The 18,202-nt window shown below is 71.4% G+C and carries 17 protein-coding genes; 16 read left to right on the top strand and 1 reads right to left on the bottom strand.

Annotation, left to right across the window (positions count from 1 at the left end; all coding sequences use genetic code 11):
• The 8 genes from QCN29_RS35130 to nusB form a co-directional block, all read left to right on the top strand.
• A partial coding sequence (locus QCN29_RS35130) for a chorismate synthase (RefSeq protein ID WP_279933274.1) occupies window positions 1-426 on the top strand: 426 nt, incomplete at its 5' end.
• Window positions 423-938 (top strand): shikimate kinase, encoded by a 516-nt coding sequence (locus QCN29_RS35135; protein WP_279933276.1) that lies wholly within the window; start codon window positions 423-425, stop codon window positions 936-938. The genes QCN29_RS35130 and QCN29_RS35135, both read left to right, overlap by 4 nt.
• The gene (gene aroB, locus QCN29_RS35140) at window positions 935-2,029 is read left to right on the top strand and encodes a 3-dehydroquinate synthase (RefSeq protein ID WP_279933278.1); all 1,095 of its coding nucleotides are present in this window, start codon (window positions 935-937) and stop codon (window positions 2,027-2,029) included. The genes QCN29_RS35135 and aroB overlap by 4 nt, the downstream gene beginning before the upstream one ends.
• On the top strand, window positions 2,026-2,466 hold the full coding sequence (aroQ, locus tag QCN29_RS35145; protein WP_240140051.1) for a type II 3-dehydroquinate dehydratase: 441 nt from the start codon (window positions 2,026-2,028) through the stop codon (window positions 2,464-2,466). The genes aroB and aroQ overlap by 4 nt, the downstream gene beginning before the upstream one ends.
• Before the next feature lie 137 nt (window positions 2,467-2,603).
• On the top strand, window positions 2,604-3,401 hold the full coding sequence (locus QCN29_RS35150) for an AAA family ATPase (RefSeq protein WP_279933280.1): 798 nt from the start codon (window positions 2,604-2,606) through the stop codon (window positions 3,399-3,401).
• A gap of 525 nt (window positions 3,402-3,926) precedes the next feature.
• Window positions 3,927-5,027: an aminopeptidase P family protein gene (locus tag QCN29_RS35155; RefSeq protein WP_279933282.1), complete on the top strand. Its 1,101-nt coding sequence runs from the start codon at window positions 3,927-3,929 to the stop codon at window positions 5,025-5,027.
• 80 nt (window positions 5,028-5,107) lie between these two features.
• A complete protein-coding gene (gene efp, locus QCN29_RS35160) occupies window positions 5,108-5,674 on the top strand; it encodes an elongation factor P (protein ID WP_240140048.1) in 567 nt (188 codons plus the stop codon).
• Window positions 5,675-5,676: 2 nt separating this feature from the next.
• Window positions 5,677-6,105 carry a transcription antitermination factor NusB gene (gene nusB, locus QCN29_RS35165; protein WP_240140047.1) on the top strand — a complete coding sequence of 143 codons (429 nt, stop codon included), beginning with the start codon at window positions 5,677-5,679 and terminating at the stop codon, window positions 6,103-6,105.
• A 265-nt stretch (window positions 6,106-6,370) separates the two neighbouring features.
• Here the strand turns inward: nusB and bldD are convergent, their stop codons facing one another.
• A complete protein-coding gene (bldD, locus tag QCN29_RS35170) occupies window positions 6,371-6,871 on the bottom strand; it encodes a transcriptional regulator BldD (RefSeq protein WP_030607052.1) in 501 nt (166 codons plus the stop codon).
• A gap of 223 nt (window positions 6,872-7,094) precedes the next feature.
• Between bldD and pyrR the strand changes: the two genes are divergently transcribed.
• The 8 genes from pyrR to pyrF all read left to right on the top strand — a co-directional run bounded on the left by pyrR (window position 7,095) and on the right by pyrF (window position 17,941).
• Window positions 7,095-7,685 (top strand): bifunctional pyr operon transcriptional regulator/uracil phosphoribosyltransferase PyrR, encoded by a 591-nt coding sequence (pyrR, locus tag QCN29_RS35175; protein WP_279933286.1) that lies wholly within the window; start codon window positions 7,095-7,097, stop codon window positions 7,683-7,685.
• 139 nt (window positions 7,686-7,824) lie between these two features.
• Window positions 7,825-8,820, top strand: coding sequence for an aspartate carbamoyltransferase catalytic subunit (locus tag QCN29_RS35180; RefSeq protein ID WP_279933287.1), 996 nt, complete (start codon window positions 7,825-7,827; stop codon window positions 8,818-8,820).
• Between the two features lie 2 nt (window positions 8,821-8,822).
• The gene (locus QCN29_RS35185) at window positions 8,823-10,109 is read left to right on the top strand and encodes a dihydroorotase (RefSeq protein WP_279933288.1); all 1,287 of its coding nucleotides are present in this window, start codon (window positions 8,823-8,825) and stop codon (window positions 10,107-10,109) included.
• 38 nt (window positions 10,110-10,147) lie between these two features.
• A complete protein-coding gene (locus QCN29_RS35190; protein ID WP_279933289.1) occupies window positions 10,148-10,735 on the top strand; it encodes a PH-like domain-containing protein in 588 nt (195 codons plus the stop codon).
• 169 nt (window positions 10,736-10,904) lie between these two features.
• Complete coding sequence (carA, locus tag QCN29_RS35195) at window positions 10,905-12,059, top strand: glutamine-hydrolyzing carbamoyl-phosphate synthase small subunit (protein ID WP_240140042.1); 1,155 nt, start codon at window positions 10,905-10,907, stop codon at window positions 12,057-12,059.
• Window positions 12,052-15,360 carry a carbamoyl-phosphate synthase large subunit gene (carB, locus tag QCN29_RS35200; RefSeq protein ID WP_279933290.1) on the top strand — a complete coding sequence of 1,103 codons (3,309 nt, stop codon included), beginning with the start codon at window positions 12,052-12,054 and terminating at the stop codon, window positions 15,358-15,360. The genes carA and carB overlap by 8 nt, the downstream gene beginning before the upstream one ends.
• 608 nt (window positions 15,361-15,968) lie before the next feature.
• Window positions 15,969-17,081, top strand: coding sequence for a quinone-dependent dihydroorotate dehydrogenase (locus QCN29_RS35205; protein ID WP_279933291.1), 1,113 nt, complete (start codon window positions 15,969-15,971; stop codon window positions 17,079-17,081).
• On the top strand, window positions 17,078-17,941 hold the full coding sequence (gene pyrF, locus QCN29_RS35210) for an orotidine-5'-phosphate decarboxylase (RefSeq protein ID WP_279933292.1): 864 nt from the start codon (window positions 17,078-17,080) through the stop codon (window positions 17,939-17,941). The genes QCN29_RS35205 and pyrF overlap by 4 nt, the downstream gene beginning before the upstream one ends.
• The last annotated feature ends 261 nt before the right edge of the window (window positions 17,942-18,202 follow it).

Genomic DNA, 18,202 nt, shown 5'->3' on the forward strand with positions numbered 1-18,202 from the left:
TTGATGGGCATCCAGGCCATCAAGGGTGTGGAGGTCGGCGATGGCTTCGGTCTTGCGCGGGTGCCCGGTTCCAAGGCCCATGACGAGATCGTCCGGACGGGGGAGGGCATCAAGCGGACCTCGGGTCGTTCGGGCGGCACGGAGGGCGGTTTGACGACCGGCGAGCTGCTGCGCGTGCGGGCGGCGATGAAGCCGATCGCGACGGTGCCGCGGGCGTTGAGGACGGTGGATGTGACCACGGGTGAGGCGGCTGCCGCGCATCATCAGCGGTCCGATGTGTGTGCTGTGCCGGCGGCCGGGATCGTGGCCGAGGCGATGGTCGCGCTGGTCCTCGCGGACGCGGTGGCGGAGAAGTTCGGCGGCGACAGCGTGGCCGAGACCCGCCGCAACGTCCGGTCCTACCTCGACAACCTCCAGATCCGGTGAGCGGCCCGCTGATCGTCCTCGTCGGGCCCATGGGCTCCGGCAAATCGACGGTGGGCGGACTCCTGGCCGCACGCCTCGGTGTGGCCTGCCGGGACACCGACGCCGACATCGTGGCGGCCGAGGGCCGGCCGATCTCCGACATCTTCGTCGAGGACGGCGAACCGCACTTCCGCGCCCTGGAGCGCGAAGCCGTGCGGACCGCCGTCGCGGAGCACTCCGGCGTCCTCTCCCTCGGCGGCGGCGCGATCCTCGACCCGGGCACCCGGGCGCTGCTGTCCGGGCTGCCGGTCGTGTACCTGTCGCTCGGCGTCGAAGAGGCCGTCCGGCGCACCGGACTCAACAAGGCACGCCCGCTGCTCGCCGTCAACCCGCGCAAGCAGTGGCGCGAGCTGATGGAGGCGCGCCGCCCTCTCTACACCGAGGTGGCCCGCGCCGAAGTGGCCACCGATGAACGCACCCCCGAAGAGGTCGCAGAGGCGGTCCTCGACGCTTTGGAGCTGAAGGACGAATGACGGACGAGGCTGTGACCCGTATCCAGGTCGGCGGCTCGGAGGGCTCGGATCCGTACGAGGTGCTGGTCGGCCGGCAGCTGCTGGGCGAGCTGCCCGGACTGATCGGGAACCAGACCCGGCGCGTGGCCGTGCTGCACCCCGAGGCGCTCGCGGAGACCGGTGAGGCCATCCGCGAGGACCTCGCCGCACACGGCTACGAGGCCATCGCGATCCAGGTGCCCAACGCGGAAGAGGCCAAGACCGCAGAGGTCGCCGCGTACTGCTGGAAAGCGCTCGGTCAGACCGGCTTCACCCGCACCGATGTGATCGTCGGCGTGGGCGGCGGGGCCACCACCGACCTCGCCGGGTTCGTGGCCGCCACCTGGCTGCGCGGAGTGCGCTGGATCGCGCTGCCGACCACCGTCCTGGCCATGGTGGACGCTGCGGTCGGCGGCAAGACCGGCATCAACACCGCCGAGGGAAAGAACCTCGTCGGGGCCTTCCACCCGCCCGCCGGGGTGCTGTGCGACCTGGCCGCACTGGACTCGCTTCCGGTGAACGACTACGTCTCCGGGCTCGCCGAGATCATCAAGGCGGGCTTCATCTCCGACCCCGCGATCCTCGACCTGATCGAGGCCGACCCCGAGGGCGCCCGGACGCCTGCCGGGCCGCACACGGCCGAGCTGATCGAGCGGTCCATCCGGGTCAAGGCCGAGGTCGTCTCCAGCGACCTCAAGGAGTCCGGCCTGCGGGAGATCCTCAACTACGGCCACACGCTCGCCCACGCCATCGAGAAGAACGAGCGCTACAAGTGGCGGCACGGCGCGGCAGTCTCCGTCGGCATGGTCTTCGCCGCGGAGCTCGGACGGCTGGCGGGACGTCTGGACGACGCCACCGCGGACCGGCACCGCCGGGTCCTCGAGGCCGTCGGCCTGCCGCTCACCTACCGCGGTGACCAGTGGCCCAAGCTCCTGGAGACCATGAAGGTCGACAAGAAGTCCCGCGGAAATCTGCTGCGCTTCATCGTGCTCGACGGACTGGCCAAGCCCGCCGTGCTGGAGGGCCCCGACCCGGCCGTGCTGCTCGCCGCGTACGGGGAGGTGTCCGCATGACCCGGCGCGTCCTGGTCCTCAACGGGCCCAACCTCGGACGACTCGGCTCCCGTGAACCCGACGTCTACGGCGCGACCTCCTACGCGGGCCTGGTGGAGACCTGCCAGGCGCTCGGCAAGGAGCTCGGCCTTGACGTCGACGTACGGGAGACGAACGACGAGGGCGAGATGATCCGCTGGCTGCACGAGGCCGCGGACGGCGCCCTTCCGGTGGTCCTCAACCCCGGCGCCTTCACGCACTACTCGTACGGGATGCGGGACGCGGCCGCCCAGCGGACCGCGCCGCTGATCGAGGTGCACATCTCAAATCCCTACGCACGGGAGGCCTTTCGCCACACCTCGGTGGTGGCCGCCGTCGCCAGCGGGACGATCGCGGGCTTCGGAATCGGCTCCTACCGGCTGGCGCTGCGGGCCCTGGCCGAGGAACTGTCCGTCTGACAGGCGGCCTTGGACGTCTGCGTAAACCCCCCGGCCGTTCCCACTCCATCGGCCAGGGGATGTAGATTCGATAACGGCGGCCCGTATCGGGCCGCCTGACCAGCGAGTTGTCGTCGTATGAGACGGAGTGGCACCGGATGCAGCATGCAGTGGGAGCTCCGCTGCCGCCGCCCCACGGGCCGGGGCAGGGGTCGTCGGGTTGGGCACACGGCGCCCGGCATCCGGGGCCGCCGCCTCCGGCTCCGCCGGTTCCGGGGGCGACCGGGCATGTCCCGCTGGCGCCGGGCGGGCCGGTCCCGATAGCCGGGCAGCCCCCCTCCGCCCAGGTCCCGGCCGCCGGCCCTGCCTCCTCCCCCGGGGAGACCGGCACCACCGGCACGGCCACGCTGGCCGTCCTGCTGATCGGCCCCGCCGGCGCCGGCAAGACCACGGTGGCCCGCCACTGGGCGACGAACCGTCCCGTGCCCACCGCGCACATCAGCCTCGACGACGTACGGGAATGGGTCTGCTCCGGCTTCGCCGACCCCCAGTCCGGCTGGACCGACAACTCCGAGGCCCAGTACCGCCTGGCCCGCCGCACCTGCGGCTTCGCCGCTCGCAACTTCCTCGCCAACGGCATCTCCTGCATCCTCGACGACGCCGTCTTTCCCGACCGCCCGGTCGTCGGCCTCGGCGGCTGGAAGCGGCATGTGGGCCCCGGGCTGCTGCCGGTCGTGCTGCTCCCCGGTCTCGACATCGTCCTCGAACGCAACTCCGAACGCACCGGCAACCGCCGCCTCTCCGACGAGGAGGTCGCGGGCATCCACGGCCGCATGGCGGGCTGGTACGGCTCCGGCCTCCCGATCATCGACAACTCCACGTATGACGTGGAAACGACGGCGAGAGCGCTCGACGACGTCCTGGCCCGCGCGATCGCGAGCCCGCCGTCCTGGTAGGCGGTTTGCTCTCCCCGACCCGCCCCCTACGCCCTGGGGGCGTGGGGGACCCCACTCCCCGTCACTGGGGGCTCCGCCCCCAGACCCCTCGCACCGCCTGAAGGCGGTGTCTTCAGCTCCCCCAGCCATGTCCCCCAAGCCTCCGTCCGGCGCGGTACCCCCACAGACGTGCCCCCGACGGGCTTGATTTGGCTGCGCCAAATTCCAGCCCGCTGTCGTTTGAGGCGCGAGGGCCTGCACAATCACGCCTTGCCGACCCCCGAGGTGTGGGGGGCCGGAAAGCGGCCTTGCCGACCCCCGAGGTGTGGGGGGCCGGAAAGTGGCCTTGCCGACCCCCGAGGTGTGGAGGGCCAGAAACCAGCCCCGCCGGCGATTGAGGCGCGGGGGTCCGGGGGCGGAGCCCCCGGATATTCGGAGGGCGGGTGGGGGGAGAACCCCCGCCCGGGCCCCCGAAGGGGGCCATGTCGCACCCTGTCGGGGGTGGTCCGCGCGACGCGTGGGCCTCAGGCTCGTAGGCTCGGGGCCATGGGAGAGGTGTTTGGCGTACGGCGCGGTCGGCTCCGTGAGCAGTGCGCGGCGAACGGCGGCGGCGCCGTGCTCGTCTCCCGCCCCGCCAACGTCCGCTATCTCGCAGGCGCGGCCCCGCACGGCGCCGTCCTCCTCCTCGGCCCGGGCGAGGACGTCCTGCTCTGCCCGTACACGGCCGACTCGGCGGACGGCCGCCCAGACGAAGCCCTCCGAGTCGCCGTCCTGCCCGGCTCCGCCGGCGACCCGGCCGTCGCCGGCGCGGAGTTCGCGCGGACCGCGGGCGCGGACTCCCTGGCCGTGGAGGAGCATCACCTCACCGTCGCCCGCCACCGCGCGGTCCGCTCCGTCGCCCCCCGCATCCGGCTCACCGACATCGGTCACTCCGTAGAGCAGCTCCGCCTCGTCAAGGACGAGGAGGAGATCGCCTGTCTGCGGATCGCCGCGGAGATCACCGACCAGGCCCTGGGCGAACTCCTGGAGTCCATCCTGGTGGGCCGCACGGAACGGCATCTGGCGCTCGAACTCGAGCGCCGTCTCGTCGATCACGGCGCCGACGGCCCCGCCTTCCCGACCTCCGTCGCGACCGGCCCCAACTCCGGCCGCGCCGCCCACCGCCCCAGCGACCGCCGTGTCGAGGAGGGCGACTTCCTCACCGTCTGCCTCGGCGCCGACTACCGCGGCTACCGCTGCGAGATCGGCCGTACGTTCGTCATCGGCACGACCCCGGCCGACTGGCAGATCGAGCTGTACGACCTGGTCTTCGCCGCGCAGCGGGCGGGCAGGGAGGCCCTCGTTCCGGGCGCGGCCTGCCGCGATGTCGATCGAGCGGCCCGGCAGATCCTGGACGCCGCCGGCCATGGCGACGGCCTCTCTGCCGCCACCGGTCACGGGGTCGGGCTCGAAATCGACGAGGACCCGCAGCTGACGCCTGTCGCCATGGGTAAACTGGACGCTTGTGTGCCGGTCACCGTCGAACCGGGGGTCCACCTCCCGGGCCGGGGCGGGGTCCGGATCGATGACACGCTCGTCGTACGCCAGGAGGCGGACGGCGGACCCGAGCTACTCACCATCACGACCAAGGAGCTGCTCGCGCTCTAGCTCTCGCCGGCCCCGCCGGCACCGCCTGCGCGCGCGTCCCTTCGTCGTCCACCAGCGTCAGTCCAGGAGATTCCGCAACCGTGGCTTCCACGAACGACCTCAAGAACGGCATGGTGCTCAAGCTCGAAGGCGGCCAGCTCTGGTCCGTCATCGAGTTCCAGCACGTCAAGCCCGGCAAGGGCCCGGCCTTTGTGCGCACCAAGCTCAAGAACGTGCTCTCCGGCAAGACCGTCGACAAGACGTTCAACGCCGGCGTGAAGGTCGAGACGGCCACCGTCGACCGCCGCGACATGCAGTTCTCCTACATGGACGGCGACTACTTCGTCTTCATGGACATGGAGACCTACGACCAGCTGCACGTCGACCGCAAGGCCGTCGGCGACGCCGCCAACTTCCTGATCGAGGGCTTCGAGGCCACCGTCGCCACACACGAGGGCGAGGTGCTCTACGTCGAGCTGCCGGCCGCCGTCGAGCTGGAGATCAAGGAGACCGAGCCGGGCGTCCAGGGCGACCGCTCCACCGGCGGCACCAAGCCCGCCACGCTGGAGACCGGCTACACCATCCAGGTCCCGCTCTTCATCACCACCGGTGAGAAGATCAAGGTCGACACCCGTTCCGGCGACTACCTCGGCCGGGTGAACAGCTAACAGTGGCTGCCCGGAACAAGGCCCGTAAGCGCGCTTTCCAGATCCTCTTCGAGGCCGACCAGCGCGGGGCGACCGTGCAGACGGTCCTCGCCGACTGGGTGCGGCACTCACGGACCGACGACCGGCAGCCGCCGGTCGGCGAGTACACGATGGAGCTGGTCGAGGGATACGCGGCGCACGCCGACCGGATCGACGAGCTCATCGCCTCCTACGCGGTCGGCTGGACGCTCGACCGGATGCCGGTCGTCGACCGCAACATCCTGCGGCTCGGGGCGTATGAACTGGTGTGGGTGGACGAGACGCCGGACGCGGTGGTGATCGACGAGGCGGTGCAGCTCGCGAAGGAGTTCTCCACCGACGAGTCCCCCTCGTTTGTGAACGGCCTGCTGGGCCGTTTCAAGGAGCTCAAGCCGAGCCTGCGCCGCGACTGACGAGACGCAGGGCACGGCCGGTCGGCCGGTCCGGCGGCGCCGCCGGCAAAGCCTGCACACAGGCCCGCGGCGGAAGACGAGACGGTCTTCCGCCGCGGGCCTGGCGCATTCGGGGCTCGGGGCATATCCGGGTCCGGGGCGAGGCAGTATCCCGGTAGGCCGTCCGGATCCCGGCAGGACGTCCGGACGCGCGTCAGGGCGGGTCCGCACCATGCGGGCCCGCCCTGACGACGTGACGTTTCTCCAGATGGTGACGCCGTCGGCGTCAGCTCTCCTCGTGGGCGACGGCGCGGCGCGCGTCCGCGTCCAGCACGCCCCAGCTGATGAGCTGCTCGGTGAGCACCGAGGGCGACTGGTCATAGATCACCGCAAGGGTGCGCAGATCGTCCTGACGGATCGACAGCACCTTTCCGTTGTAGTCCCCGCGCTGGGACTGGATCGTGGCGGCATAACGCTGAAGCGGTCCCGCCTTCTCGGCCGGCACATGGGCCAGGCGCTCCAGGTCGAGAACGAGCTTCGGCGGCGGCTCGGCGGCCCCGCCCGGCGTGGTGCCGGGAAGAAGCTCCTGCACCGGAACGCCGTAGAAGTCCGCCAGCTCGGCCAGACGCTGTACGGTCACGGCGCGGTCGCCGCGTTCATAGGATCCGACCACCACAGCCTTCCAGCGGCCCTGGGACTTCTCTTCCACTCCGTGGAGGGACAGGCCCTGCTGGGTGCGGATGGCGCGGAGCTTGGCCCCGAGCTGCTTTGCGTATTCGCTGGACATATAGCTCCCCGGACGCTGTATCGACGTGCGGCTCCGCCGCGCGGCTGGTCACTCACTGTGAGGTTACGCAGCGTTACTTATGCGCGTCAAGTCGAATGGTCCACAGCGGGTCCCTCTATGGGGGTGTATCCGCGCCGACCTGGGGCCCTGCTAAGCTGGGCAGCGCAATTCCGACGTCCTTTAAGGTCCGTCCCGTGAGGCGGAGAAGGAGGTCCGTTTCCACATGGACGCACAGCAGCGCTCCGACGCGGCGGCACGCCCCGTTCTGGAGGCGCCCGACATCGCGCGGGTGCTGACCCGCATCGCCCACGAGATCGTCGAACGTGCCAAGGGCGCCGACGACGTGGTGCTCCTCGGCATTCCGACCCGCGGCGTCTTCCTGGCCCGCCGGCTGGCCGACAAGCTCGAAGCCATCACCGGACGCGGCATCCCGGTCGGCTCCCTCGACATCACCATGTACCGCGACGACCTGCGGATGCGGCCCGCGCGCACCCTGGCGCGCACCGAGATCCCCGGCGACGGCGTCGACGGACGCCTGGTCGTCCTCGTCGACGACGTGCTCTTCTCCGGGCGCACCATCCGCGCCGCCCTCGACGCCCTCGGCGACATCGGCCGGCCCCGCGCCGTCCAGCTCGCCGTGCTCGTCGACCGCGGTCACCGCGAACTGCCCATCCGCGCCGACTACGTCGGCAAGAACCTCCCCACGTCGCTGCGGGAGACGGTCAAGGTCCAGCTCGCCGAGGAGGACGGGCGCGACACCGTGCTGCTCGGCCTCCGCGAGCCCGCCGAGACCGCCCCGGTCCGCGAGCAGTAGCCCGGCCGTGCGGCCCTGCACAGGCCGCCGGCCCGCCGGGCCCACGCCCACGGACCCTTCCGCGCGCCCACCCGGCGCACCGGCATGCCCACGGGGCGCCCCCGGACGCCCGATCCGCCACACACCGGAGCACACCAAGATGAAGCGTCACCTCATCTCGGCCGCCGACCTCACCCGCGACGACGCCGTCCTCATCCTCGACACCGCCGAGGAGATGGCCCGGGTCGCCGACCGGCCGATCAAGAAGCTGCCCACTCTGCGCGGCCGCACCGTCGTCAACCTCTTCTTCGAGGACTCGACCCGCACCCGGATCTCCTTCGAGGCCGCCGCCAAGCGGCTCTCCGCCGACGTCATCAACTTCTCCGCCAAGGGCTCATCGGTCTCCAAGGGCGAGTCCCTCAAGGACACCGCGCTCACCCTGGAGGCGATGGGCGCCGACGCCGTCGTCATCCGCCACCACGCCTCCGGCGCCCCCTACCGGCTCGCCACCTCAGGCTGGATCGACGGCTCGGTCGTCAACGCGGGCGACGGCACCCATGAGCATCCCACCCAGGCGCTGCTGGACGCCTTCACCATGCGCCGCCGCCTCATCGGCCCCGACGATGGCCTGGGACGGGGGCTCGACGGCCGCCGGATCACGATCGTCGGCGATGTGCTGCACAGCCGCGTAGCCCGCTCCAACGTCCATCTGCTGGCCACGCTCGGCGCGCACGTCACCCTGGTGGCCCCGCCCACCCTGGTGCCGGTCGGCGTGCAGACCTGGCCCTGCGAGGTCGCCTACGACCTCGACCAGGTGCTGCCCAAGTCCGACGCCGTGATGATGCTGCGTGTGCAGCGCGAGCGGATGAACGCGGCCTTCTTCCCCACCGAGCGCGAGTACTCGCGCCGCTACGGCCTGGACGGCGACCGGATGGCGAAGATGCCCGAGCACGCAGTCGTGATGCACCCGGGACCGATGAACCGCGGGATGGAGATCACCGCCGAGGTCGCCGACTCCGGGCGCTGCACCGCGGTCGAGCAGGTCGCCAACGGCGTGTCCATCCGCATGGCCGTCCTCTACCTGCTGCTCGGCGGCAATGAACCCGCCGTCGCCGCCGCCCCCGCCGCTTCGTCCCGTACCGAGGAGAGCAAGTAACCATGAGCAAGATCCTGATCCGCGGCGCGAAGGTGCTGGGCGGCGAGCCGCAGGACGTCCTGATCGACGGCGAGACCATCGAGTCCGTCGGGACCGGGCTGAGCGCCGACGGCGCACAGATCGTCGACGCCGAGGGGCAGATCCTGCTGCCCGGCCTGGTCGATCTGCACACCCATCTGCGCGAGCCCGGCCGCGAGGACTCCGAGACCGTGCTGACCGGCACCCGAGCGGCCGCCTCCGGCGGTTACACGGCCGTCTTCGCCATGGCCAACACCTTCCCAGTGGCCGACACCGCCGGCGTCGTCGAGCAGGTCTGGCGGCTCGGCAAGGAGCACGGCTACTGCGACGTCCAGCCCATCGGCGCGGTCACCGTGGGCCTGGAGGGCAAGAAGCTCGCCGAGCTGGGCGCCATGCACGAATCCACCGCCGGAGTGACCGTCTTCTCCGACGACGGCAAGTGCGTCGACGACGCCGTGATCATGCGCCGGGCGCTGGAGTACGTAAAGGCGTTCGGCGGGGTGGTCGCCCAGCACGCCCAGGAGCCGCGGCTGACCGAGGGCGCCCAGATGAACGAGGGCGTCGTCTCCGCGGAGCTCGGCCTCGGCGGCTGGCCCGCCGTCGCCGAGGAGTCGATCATCGCCCGGGATGTGCTGCTCGCCGAGCACGTCGGCTCCCGCGTCCACATCTGCCATCTGTCGACCGCGGGGTCGGTCGAGATCGTCCGCTGGGCCAAGTCCCGCGGCATCGACGTCACGGCCGAGGTCACCCCGCACCATCTGCTCCTCACCGACGAGCTGGTGCGCAGCTACAACCCCGTCTACAAGGTCAACCCGCCGCTGCGGACCGAGCGCGACGTCATGGCGCTGCGCGAGGCCCTAGCCGACGGCACGATCGACATCGTGGCGACCGACCACGCCCCGCACCCGCACGAGGACAAGGACTGCGAGTGGGCCGCGGCCGCCATGGGCATGGTCGGCCTGGAGACCGCCCTGTCCGTCGTCCAGGAGACGATGGTCAGGACCGGGCTGCTCGACTGGGCCGGCGTCGCCGACCGGATGTCCTTCACCCCGGCCCGCATCGGGCGCGCCGAAGGCCACGGCAGGCCCGTCTCGGCAGGTGAGCCCGCCAACCTCACCCTCGTCGATCCGGCATACCGTGGGGCCGTGGACCCCGCGGGCTTCGCCTCCCGCAGCCGCAACACCCCCTACGAGGGCCGTGAGCTGCCGGGTCGCGTCACCCACACCTTCCTGCGGGGCCGTGCGACGCTCATGGACGGGAAGCTGGCGTGACACCTGCACCGCTGANCGCTCATGGACGGGAAGCTGGCGTGACACCTGCACCGCTGATCACCCTCGCCGCCGAACGGCAGTCCGCCGAAGTCACCGACTGGGCGGCCCGCCTCGGCTGGGTCGCCGGACTGCTGCTCTTCGTCGCCCTCGTCTACTGGCTGATGCGCCAGGGCTGGAAGTGGCGCTCCGAGCTCCAGTCGGGCCTGCCGGAGCTTCCCGGAGTGCCCGACGAGCCCGGCGAGCCGACACTGAGGATGAGCGGCCGCTACCACGGCTCGACGACGGCCGGCCAGTGGCTCGACCGGATCGTGGCACGCGGCCTCGGCTCCCGCAGCCGGGTCGAGCTCAGCCTCACCGGCGCCGGGATCGCCGTCGTGCGCCCCGGGGCGCACGACTTCCTCGTCCCGGCCGCCGCCCTGCGCGGAGCCAGGCTCGACAAGGGCATCGCCGGGAAGGTCCTTCCCGAGGGCGGGCTTCTGATCGTCACCTGGGAGCACGGCGACAAGCTGATCGACTCCGGCTTCCGCTCCGACCGGGCGGCGGAGCACGCGGCCTGGGTGGCAGCCGTGAAGCGGCTCACCCGAGGCGATGTGCCGCACACCGAAGCGGAAGGCGCCGCACGTTGATCTCCACCCCACCTTGCGGCGGAGCCGCCCACAGTCGCCCGAGGGCCCTTTCCGCTTCACAGCCGACTGCCCCCGGGACTCACCCGAGCCGGGGTCTCACACCAGCTCCACAGGCCGTTACCGCCAGCCCGGCGGCCAACACGCACCGCATCAGCCGGGAGGAAACCCCATGACCGGATTCGCCAAGAGTCCAAAGACGCCCGCCGTACTCGTCCTGGAGGACGGCCGCATCTTCCGCGGCCGCGCTTACGGGGCTGTGGGGGAGACCTTCGGCGAGGCCGTGTTCTCCACCGGAATGACCGGCTACCAGGAGACCCTGACCGACCCGTCGTACTGCCGTCAGGTCGTCGTGATGACCGCCCCGCACGTGGGCAACACCGGCGTCAACGACGAGGACCCCGAGTCCTCCCGCATCTGGGTGTCCGGCTATGTCGTGCGCGACCCCGCCCGCGTCCCCTCCAACTGGCGCGCCCGGCGCAGCCTCGACGAGGAGCTGCGCAGCCAGGGCGTCGTAGGCATCAGCGGAGTCGACACCCGCGCGCTGACCCGCCATCTGCGCGAGCGCGGCGCGATGCGCGTCGGCATCTTCTCCGGCAACGCACTGCCCGACGAGGGCACCATGCTCGCCGAGGTGCGCCAGGCCCCCGAGATGAAGGGCGCGAACCTCTCCGAGCAGGTCGCCGCCAAGGAGCCCTATGTCGTCCCCGCGATCGGCGAGAAGAAGTTCACCGTCGCCGCGGTCGACCTCGGCATCAAGGGCATGACCCCGCACCGGATGGCCGAACGCGGCATCGAGGTGCACGTCCTGCCCGCCACGGCCACCGTCGAGGACGTATACGCCGTCAACCCGGACGGAGTGTTCTTCTCCAACGGCCCCGGCGACCCCGCTGCCGCCGACGGCCCCGTCGCCCTGATGAAGGCCGTCCTGGAGCGCAGGACGCCGCTGTTCGGCATCTGCTTCGGCAACCAGATCCTCGGCCGCGCCCTGGGCTTCGGCACCTACAAGCTCAAGTACGGCCACCGGGGCATCAACCAGCCGGTGCAGGACCGTACGACCGGAAAGGTCGAGGTCACCGCCCACAACCACGGATTCGCCGTCGACGCGCCCCTCGACAAGATCTCCGACACCCCCTACGGCCGCGCCCAGGTCTCCCACGTCTGCCTCAATGACAACGTGGTGGAGGGCCTCCAGCTGCTCGACCAGCCGGCCTTCAGCGTCCAGTACCACCCGGAAGCGGCCGCAGGCCCGCACGACGCCGCGTACCTCTTCGACCGCTTCACGTCTTTGATGAGCACAGCCCTGATGGAGGCCGAGCGTGCCTAAGCGCACCGATATCCAGTCCGTCCTGGTCGTCGGCTCCGGCCCGATCGTCATCGGCCAGGCAGCAGAGTTTGACTACTCCGGCACCCAGGCCTGCCGCGTTCTCAAGTCCGAGGGCCTGCGGGTCATCCTGGTGAACTCCAACCCCGCGACGATCATGACCGACCCGGAGATCGCCGACGCCACCTACGTCGAGCCGATCACCCCGGAGTTCGTCGAGAAGATCATCGCCAAGGAGCGCCCGGACGCGCTCCTGCCCACCCTCGGCGGCCAGACCGCCCTCAACACCGCCATCTCCCTCCATGAGAACGGCACCCTCGACAAGTACGGCGTCGAGCTGATCGGCGCCAACGTCGAGGCCATCCACAAGGGCGAGGACCGCGACCAGTTCAAGCTGGTCGTCGACGCCGTCAACGCCAAGATCGGCCACGGCGAGTCCGCACGCTCGGTGATCTGCCACTCGATGGACGAGGTCCTCGAGGGCGTCGAGCAGCTCGGCGGCTACCCCGTCGTCGTCCGCCCCTCCTTCACCATGGGCGGCGCGGGCTCCGGCTTCGCCCACGACGAGGACGAGCTGCGCCGCATCGCGGGCCAGGGCCTGACGCTCTCTCCCACCACCGAGGTGCTCCTGGAGGAGTCCATCCTCGGCTGGAAGGAGTACGAGCTGGAGCTGATGCGCGACAAGCACGACAACGTCGTGGTCGTCTGCTCCATCGAGAACTTCGACCCGATGGGCGTGCACACCGGCGACTCCATCACCGTCGCGCCCGCGATGACGCTGACCGACCGCGAGTACCAGATCCTGCGCGACATCGGCATCGCCGTCATCCGCGAGGTCGGCGTCGACACCGGCGGCTGCAACATCCAGTTCGCGGTCGACCCCGAGGACGGCCGGGTCATCGTCATCGAGATGAACCCCCGCGTCTCCCGCTCCTCCGCCCTGGCTTCCAAGGCCACCGGCTTCCCCATCGCCAAGATCGCCGCCAAGCTGGCCGTCGGCTACACGCTCGACGAGATCCCCAACGACATCACCCAGGAGACCCCGGCCTCCTTCGAGCCCACGCTCGACTACGTCGTGGTCAAGGCCCCGCGGTTCGCCTTCGAGAAGTTCCCTTCCGCCGACGACACGCTGACCACCACCATGAAGTCGGTCGGCGAGGCCATGGCCATCGGCCGCAACTTCACAGAGGCGCTGCAGAAGGCGCTGCGCTCCCTGGAGAAGAAGGGCAGCCAGTTCTCGTTCACCGGCGACCCCGGGGACAAGGCGGAGCTGCTCCGTGAGGCGGCCCGCCCCACCGACGGCCGGATCAACACCGTCATGCAGGCCATCCGCGCCGGCGCCACCCCCGAGGAGGTGTTCGAGGCCACCCGCATCGACCCGTGGTTCGTCGACCAGCTCTTCCTGATCAAGGAGTACGCGGACGAGCTGGCCGCCGTCGAGAAGCTCGAGCCCGAGCTGCTCGGCGAGGCCAAGCGGCACGGCTTCTCCGACGCGCAGATCGCCGAGATCCGCGGGCTGCGCGAGGACGTCGTCCGCGAGGTCCGGCACGCCCTCGGCATCCGCCCGGTCTACAAGACGGTCGACACATGCGCCGCCGAGTTCGCCGCCAGGACCCCGTACTTCTACTCCTCCTACGACGAGGAGACCGAGGTCGCGCCGCGCGACAAGCCCGCAGTGATCATCCTGGGCTCCGGGCCGAACCGCATCGGCCAGGGCATCGAGTTCGACTACTCCTGCGTCCACGCCTCCTTCGCTCTCTCCGACGCCGGATACGAGACCGTGATGGTCAACTGCAATCCGGAGACCGTCTCCACCGACTACGACACCTCCGACCGGCTCTACTTCGAGCCGCTCACCCTGGAGGACGTCCTGGAGATCGTCCACGCGGAATCGCTGGCCGGGCCGATCGCGGGCGTCGTCGTCCAACTCGGCGGCCAGACCCCGCTGGGCCTGTCCCAGGCGCTCAAGGACAACGGCGTGCCCGTCGTCGGCACCTCCCCGGAGGCCATCCACGCCGCAGAGGACCGCGGAGCGTTCGGCCGAGTCCTCGCCGAGGCCGGGCTGCCCGCACCCAAGCACGGCACCGCCACCACCTTCGCCGAGGCCAAGGCCATCGCCGACGAGATCGGCTACCCCGTCCTCGTCCGCCCCTCGTACGTCCTGGGCGGCCGCGGCATGGAGATCGTGTACGACGAGGCCCGGCTGTCGGCGTACATCGCGGAGTCCACCGAGATCAGCCCGGACCGTCCGGTCCTGGTCGACCGCTTCCTCGACGACGCCATCGAGATCGACGTCGACGCCCTCTACGACGGGCACGAGCTCTATCTCGGCGGCGTCATGGAGCACATCGAGGAAGCCGGAATCCACTCCGGCGACTCCGCCTGCGCCCTGCCCCCGATCACCCTCGGCGGATTCGACGTCAAGCGGCTGCGCGCCTCCACCGAGGCCATCGCCCGGGGCGTGGGCGTCCGCGGACTGATCAACATCCAGTTCGCCATGGCCGGCGACATCCTGTACGTGCTGGAAGCCAACCCCCGCGCCTCCCGCACCGTCCCCTTCACCTCCAAGGCGACCGCCGTGCCGCTGGCGAAGGCCGCCGCCCGCATCTCGCTGGGCGCGACCATCTCCGAGCTGCGCGCCGAGGGGCTGCTCCCGGCGAACGGCGACGGCGGCACGCTGCCGCTGGACGCGCCGATCTCCGTCAAGGAGGCCGTCATGCCGTGGTCGCGCTTCCGCGACATCCACGGCCGCGGCGTCGACACCGTCCTCGGCCCGGAGATGCGCTCCACCGGAGAGGTCATGGGCATCGACTCCGTCTTCGGCACCGCCTACGCCAAGTCGCAGTCGGGCGCTTACGGCCCGCTGCCGACGAAGGGCCGCGCCTTCATCTCCGTCGCCAACCGCGACAAGCGGTCGATGATCTTCCCGGCGCGGGAGCTGGTGGCCCACGGCTTCGATCTGTTCGCCACCTCGGGCACCGCCGAGGTCCTCAAGCGCAACGGCATCAACGCCTCCGTCGTGCGCAAGCAGTCCGAAGGCGAGGGCCCGGGAGGCGAGAAGACCATCGTCCAGCTCATCCACGACGGACAGGTCGACCTCATCGTCAACACCCCGTACGGCACGGGAGGCCGCCTCGACGGCTACGACATCCGCACCGCGGCCGTCGCCCGCGGCGTGCCCTGCCTGACGACGGTCCAGGCGCTCGCCGCGGCGGTGCAGGGCATCGACGCGCTGAACCGCGGGGACGTCGGCGTCCGCTCGCTCCAGGAACATGCGGAACACCTGACCGCGGCGCGCGACTGAGGCGGCCCCGGTGCGCCCTGCCCCGTTTCCGGGGGCTCCGCCCCCGGACCCCCGCGCCTCAATCTCCCCCAACTACCTCCCCCAGACTCCGTCCGGGGGCACCCCCACGGAGGTGCCCCCAGCGGGGCTGGGTGTGCGGGCTCCCGTGCTTCCAATGTCGGCGGGGTTGGATGGTGCGGGCTCCTGCGCCTCAATCTCCCCCCAGCTACCTCCCCCAGACTCCTTCTGGGGGCACCCCCACGGAGGTGCCCCCAGCGGGGCTGAAGTGCGCCGCCGGCGGGGCCGGAACTCCCGCTCAGTCGGCGATTGAACGCCCGGGCGGGCCTATCTCAAGCCCGTCCGGCGCTTGAGGACACGGCCGAAGGCCGTACCTGGGCCTGCGGCGCGAAGTCGCCGCGCCCCGCGCCGGGGCCCGGGGCACCGGTCCCGCCGCCCAGCACGGGGGCACGGGGGCGGAGCCCCAGTTTCGGGAAAGGGCGCGGTAGGGGAAAGATCCGCCCGACACACCTCCGCCACCGCTCCGTCCCGCCCCGCCCCAACCCGGCACCGAAACCACCGGCGCCCCCCCACGACGCCGCCCACGGCCCGCCCCGACGAGGACACGACTCATGTACAGACTCTTCTTCCGCCTGGTCTTCCGGCGGATGGACCCCGAGCAGGCCCACCACATGGCCATGCGGTGGATCCGGCTGGCCGCCCGCGTCCCCGTGCTGCGGACCTTTGTCGCGGCCCTGCTCGCGCCCCGCTACAGGGAGCTGCGGACCGAGGCGCTCGGACTGCGCATGCACGGCCCCTTCGGCCTGGCCGCAGGGTTCGACAAGAACGCCGTCGCGATCGACGGCATGGCGATGCTCGGCTTTGACCACGTCGAGATCGGCACGGTCACCGCGCAGCCCCAGCCCGGCAACCCGAAGAAGCGCCTCTTCCGGCTGGTGCCGGACCGCGCGCTGATCAACCGAATGGGCTTCAACAACGAGGGCTCCGCGGCCGTCGCCGACCGCCTCGCCCGCCGCGACGCCGTCTTCAGGACCGTCGTCGGCGTCAACATCGGCAAGACCAAGGCAGTCCCCGAGGCGGAGGCCGTCGCCGACTACGTCACCTCCACCGAGCGGCTCGCCCGGTATGCCGACTACCTCGTCGTCAACGTCAGCTCGCCCAACACGCCCGGACTGCGCAACCTCCAGGCGACCGAGTCGCTGCGCCCGCTGCTCACCGCCGTACGCAAGGCCGCCGACCGCACGGTCACCTCCCGCCGCGTCCCGCTGCTCGTCAAGATCGCCCCGGACCTCGCGGACGAGGACGTCGACGCCGTCGCCGACCTCGCCGTCGAGCTCGGGCTGGACGGCATCATCGCCACCAACACCACCGTCGCCCGCGACGGCCTGGGGCTGACGTCCGCCCCCGACCTGGTCCAGGAGGCCGGCGGGCTCTCCGGCGCGCCCCTCAAGGAACGGTCCCTCGAGGTGCTCCGCAGGCTCTACGTGCGCGTGGGCGACCGCCTCGTCCTCGTCGGCGTCGGGGGCATCGAGAACGCCGAGGACGCCTGGCAGCGCATCCTCGCCGGCGCCACCCTCGTCCAGGGCTACAGCGCCTTCATCTACGAGGGCCCCGGCTATGCCCGCGCGATCCACAAGGGCCTCGCCGCGCGGCTCAAGGCCGCCCCGTACGCCACCCTCGCCGACGCCGTCGGCGCCGACACCAGGAAGGAAGCCGCCGCATGACCGCCGCGGAGACCACCGCACCCGACGCACCCTTCGGCGCCCGGCTGCGCCGTGCGATGGACGACCGCGGTCCGCTGTGCGTCGGCATCGACCCGCACGCCTCGCTGCTGAGCGACTGGGGTCTGAACGACGACATCGCCGGCCTGGAGCGCTTCACCCGCACGGTCGTCGAAGCGCTCGCCGACCGGGTAGCCGTGCTCAAACCGCAGTCCGCGTTCTTCGAGCGGTTCGGCTCCCGCGGGGTCGCGGTGCTGGAGAAGGCCGTCGCGGAGGCCAGGCACGCGGGCGCGCTGGTGCTGATGGACGCCAAGCGCGGAGACATCGGCTCCACGATGGCGGCCTACGCCGAGACCTATCTCAGGAAGGACTCACCGCTCTTCTCGGACGCGCTGACGGTCTCCCCGTACCTGGGCTACGGCTCGCTCAAGCCGGCTGTCGACCTGGCGCGGGACAGCGGCTCCGGATTGTTCGTCCTGGCCCTCACCTCCAACCCCGAAGGCGCCGAGGTGCAGCGCGCGGTGCGGGAGGACGGCCGCTCCATCGGGGCGACCATGCTCGCCCACCTGGCCGAGGAGAACGCGGGCGACAGCCCGATGGGCTCCTTCGGCGCGGTCGTCGGAGCGACGCTCGGCGATCTGTCGTCCTTCGACCTGGACATCAACGGCCCGCTGCTGGCCCCTGGCATCGGAGCGCAGGGGGCGACCGCGGCGGATCTTCCGGCAGTCTTCGGCCCGGCGGTGCGCCACGTGGTGCCCAACGTCAGCCGCGGAGTGCTCAGCCACGGCCCCGACACCGGCGCGCTGCGGTCGGCGGCGGCCCGCTTCGCGACGGAGATCGCCGAGTCGGTCACCGCCCGCTGACCCCCGGGTCCGGGGGAGGGCCACCGCCCGCTGACCCTCCCTCGTGCGCCGGACGGCCCGCCGTCCCGGGTGCGCCGCGCGCCCAGGTGTGCCGCCGCGCAGGGTGTGCCGGCCGTCCCGGGTGTGCCGTGCGCTCCACGTGTGCCGCCGCGCCGTGTGTGCCCGCCGTCCGAGGTGTGCCGCCGGACCGCGTCCGACGCCGCGGCGGGGCCGCCCGGCCCCACGGCCCCGACGCGGGCCCGGTTCCGTGCCAGGCCGCGG

Source organism: Streptomyces chengmaiensis, assembly GCF_029846775.1.
GTDB lineage: Bacteria > Actinomycetota > Actinomycetes > Streptomycetales > Streptomycetaceae > Streptomyces > Streptomyces chengmaiensis.

Excerpts from the sequence above, each read along its gene's own strand:
- QCN29_RS35150 (WP_279933280.1), top strand. The coding sequence starts at position 2,604 with ATGCAGCATGCAGTGGGAGCTCCGCTGCCGCCGCCCCACGGGCCGGGG.
- bldD (WP_030607052.1), bottom strand. The coding sequence starts at position 6,871 with ATGTCCAGCGAATACGCAAAGCAGCTCGGGGCCAAGCTCCGCGCCATC.
- carA (WP_240140042.1), top strand. The coding sequence starts at position 10,905 with ATGACCGGATTCGCCAAGAGTCCAAAGACGCCCGCCGTACTCGTCCTG.
- pyrF (WP_279933292.1), top strand. The coding sequence starts at position 17,078 with ATGACCGCCGCGGAGACCACCGCACCCGACGCACCCTTCGGCGCCCGG.
- QCN29_RS35180 (WP_279933287.1), top strand. The coding sequence starts at position 7,825 with ATGAAGCGTCACCTCATCTCGGCCGCCGACCTCACCCGCGACGACGCC.
- QCN29_RS35185 (WP_279933288.1), top strand. The coding sequence starts at position 8,823 with ATGAGCAAGATCCTGATCCGCGGCGCGAAGGTGCTGGGCGGCGAGCCG.
- pyrR (WP_279933286.1), top strand. The coding sequence starts at position 7,095 with ATGGACGCACAGCAGCGCTCCGACGCGGCGGCACGCCCCGTTCTGGAG.
- QCN29_RS35155 (WP_279933282.1), top strand. The coding sequence starts at position 3,927 with ATGGGAGAGGTGTTTGGCGTACGGCGCGGTCGGCTCCGTGAGCAGTGC.
- aroQ (WP_240140051.1), top strand. The coding sequence starts at position 2,026 with ATGACCCGGCGCGTCCTGGTCCTCAACGGGCCCAACCTCGGACGACTC.
- QCN29_RS35205 (WP_279933291.1), top strand. The coding sequence starts at position 15,969 with ATGTACAGACTCTTCTTCCGCCTGGTCTTCCGGCGGATGGACCCCGAG.
- aroB (WP_279933278.1), top strand. The coding sequence starts at position 935 with ATGACGGACGAGGCTGTGACCCGTATCCAGGTCGGCGGCTCGGAGGGC.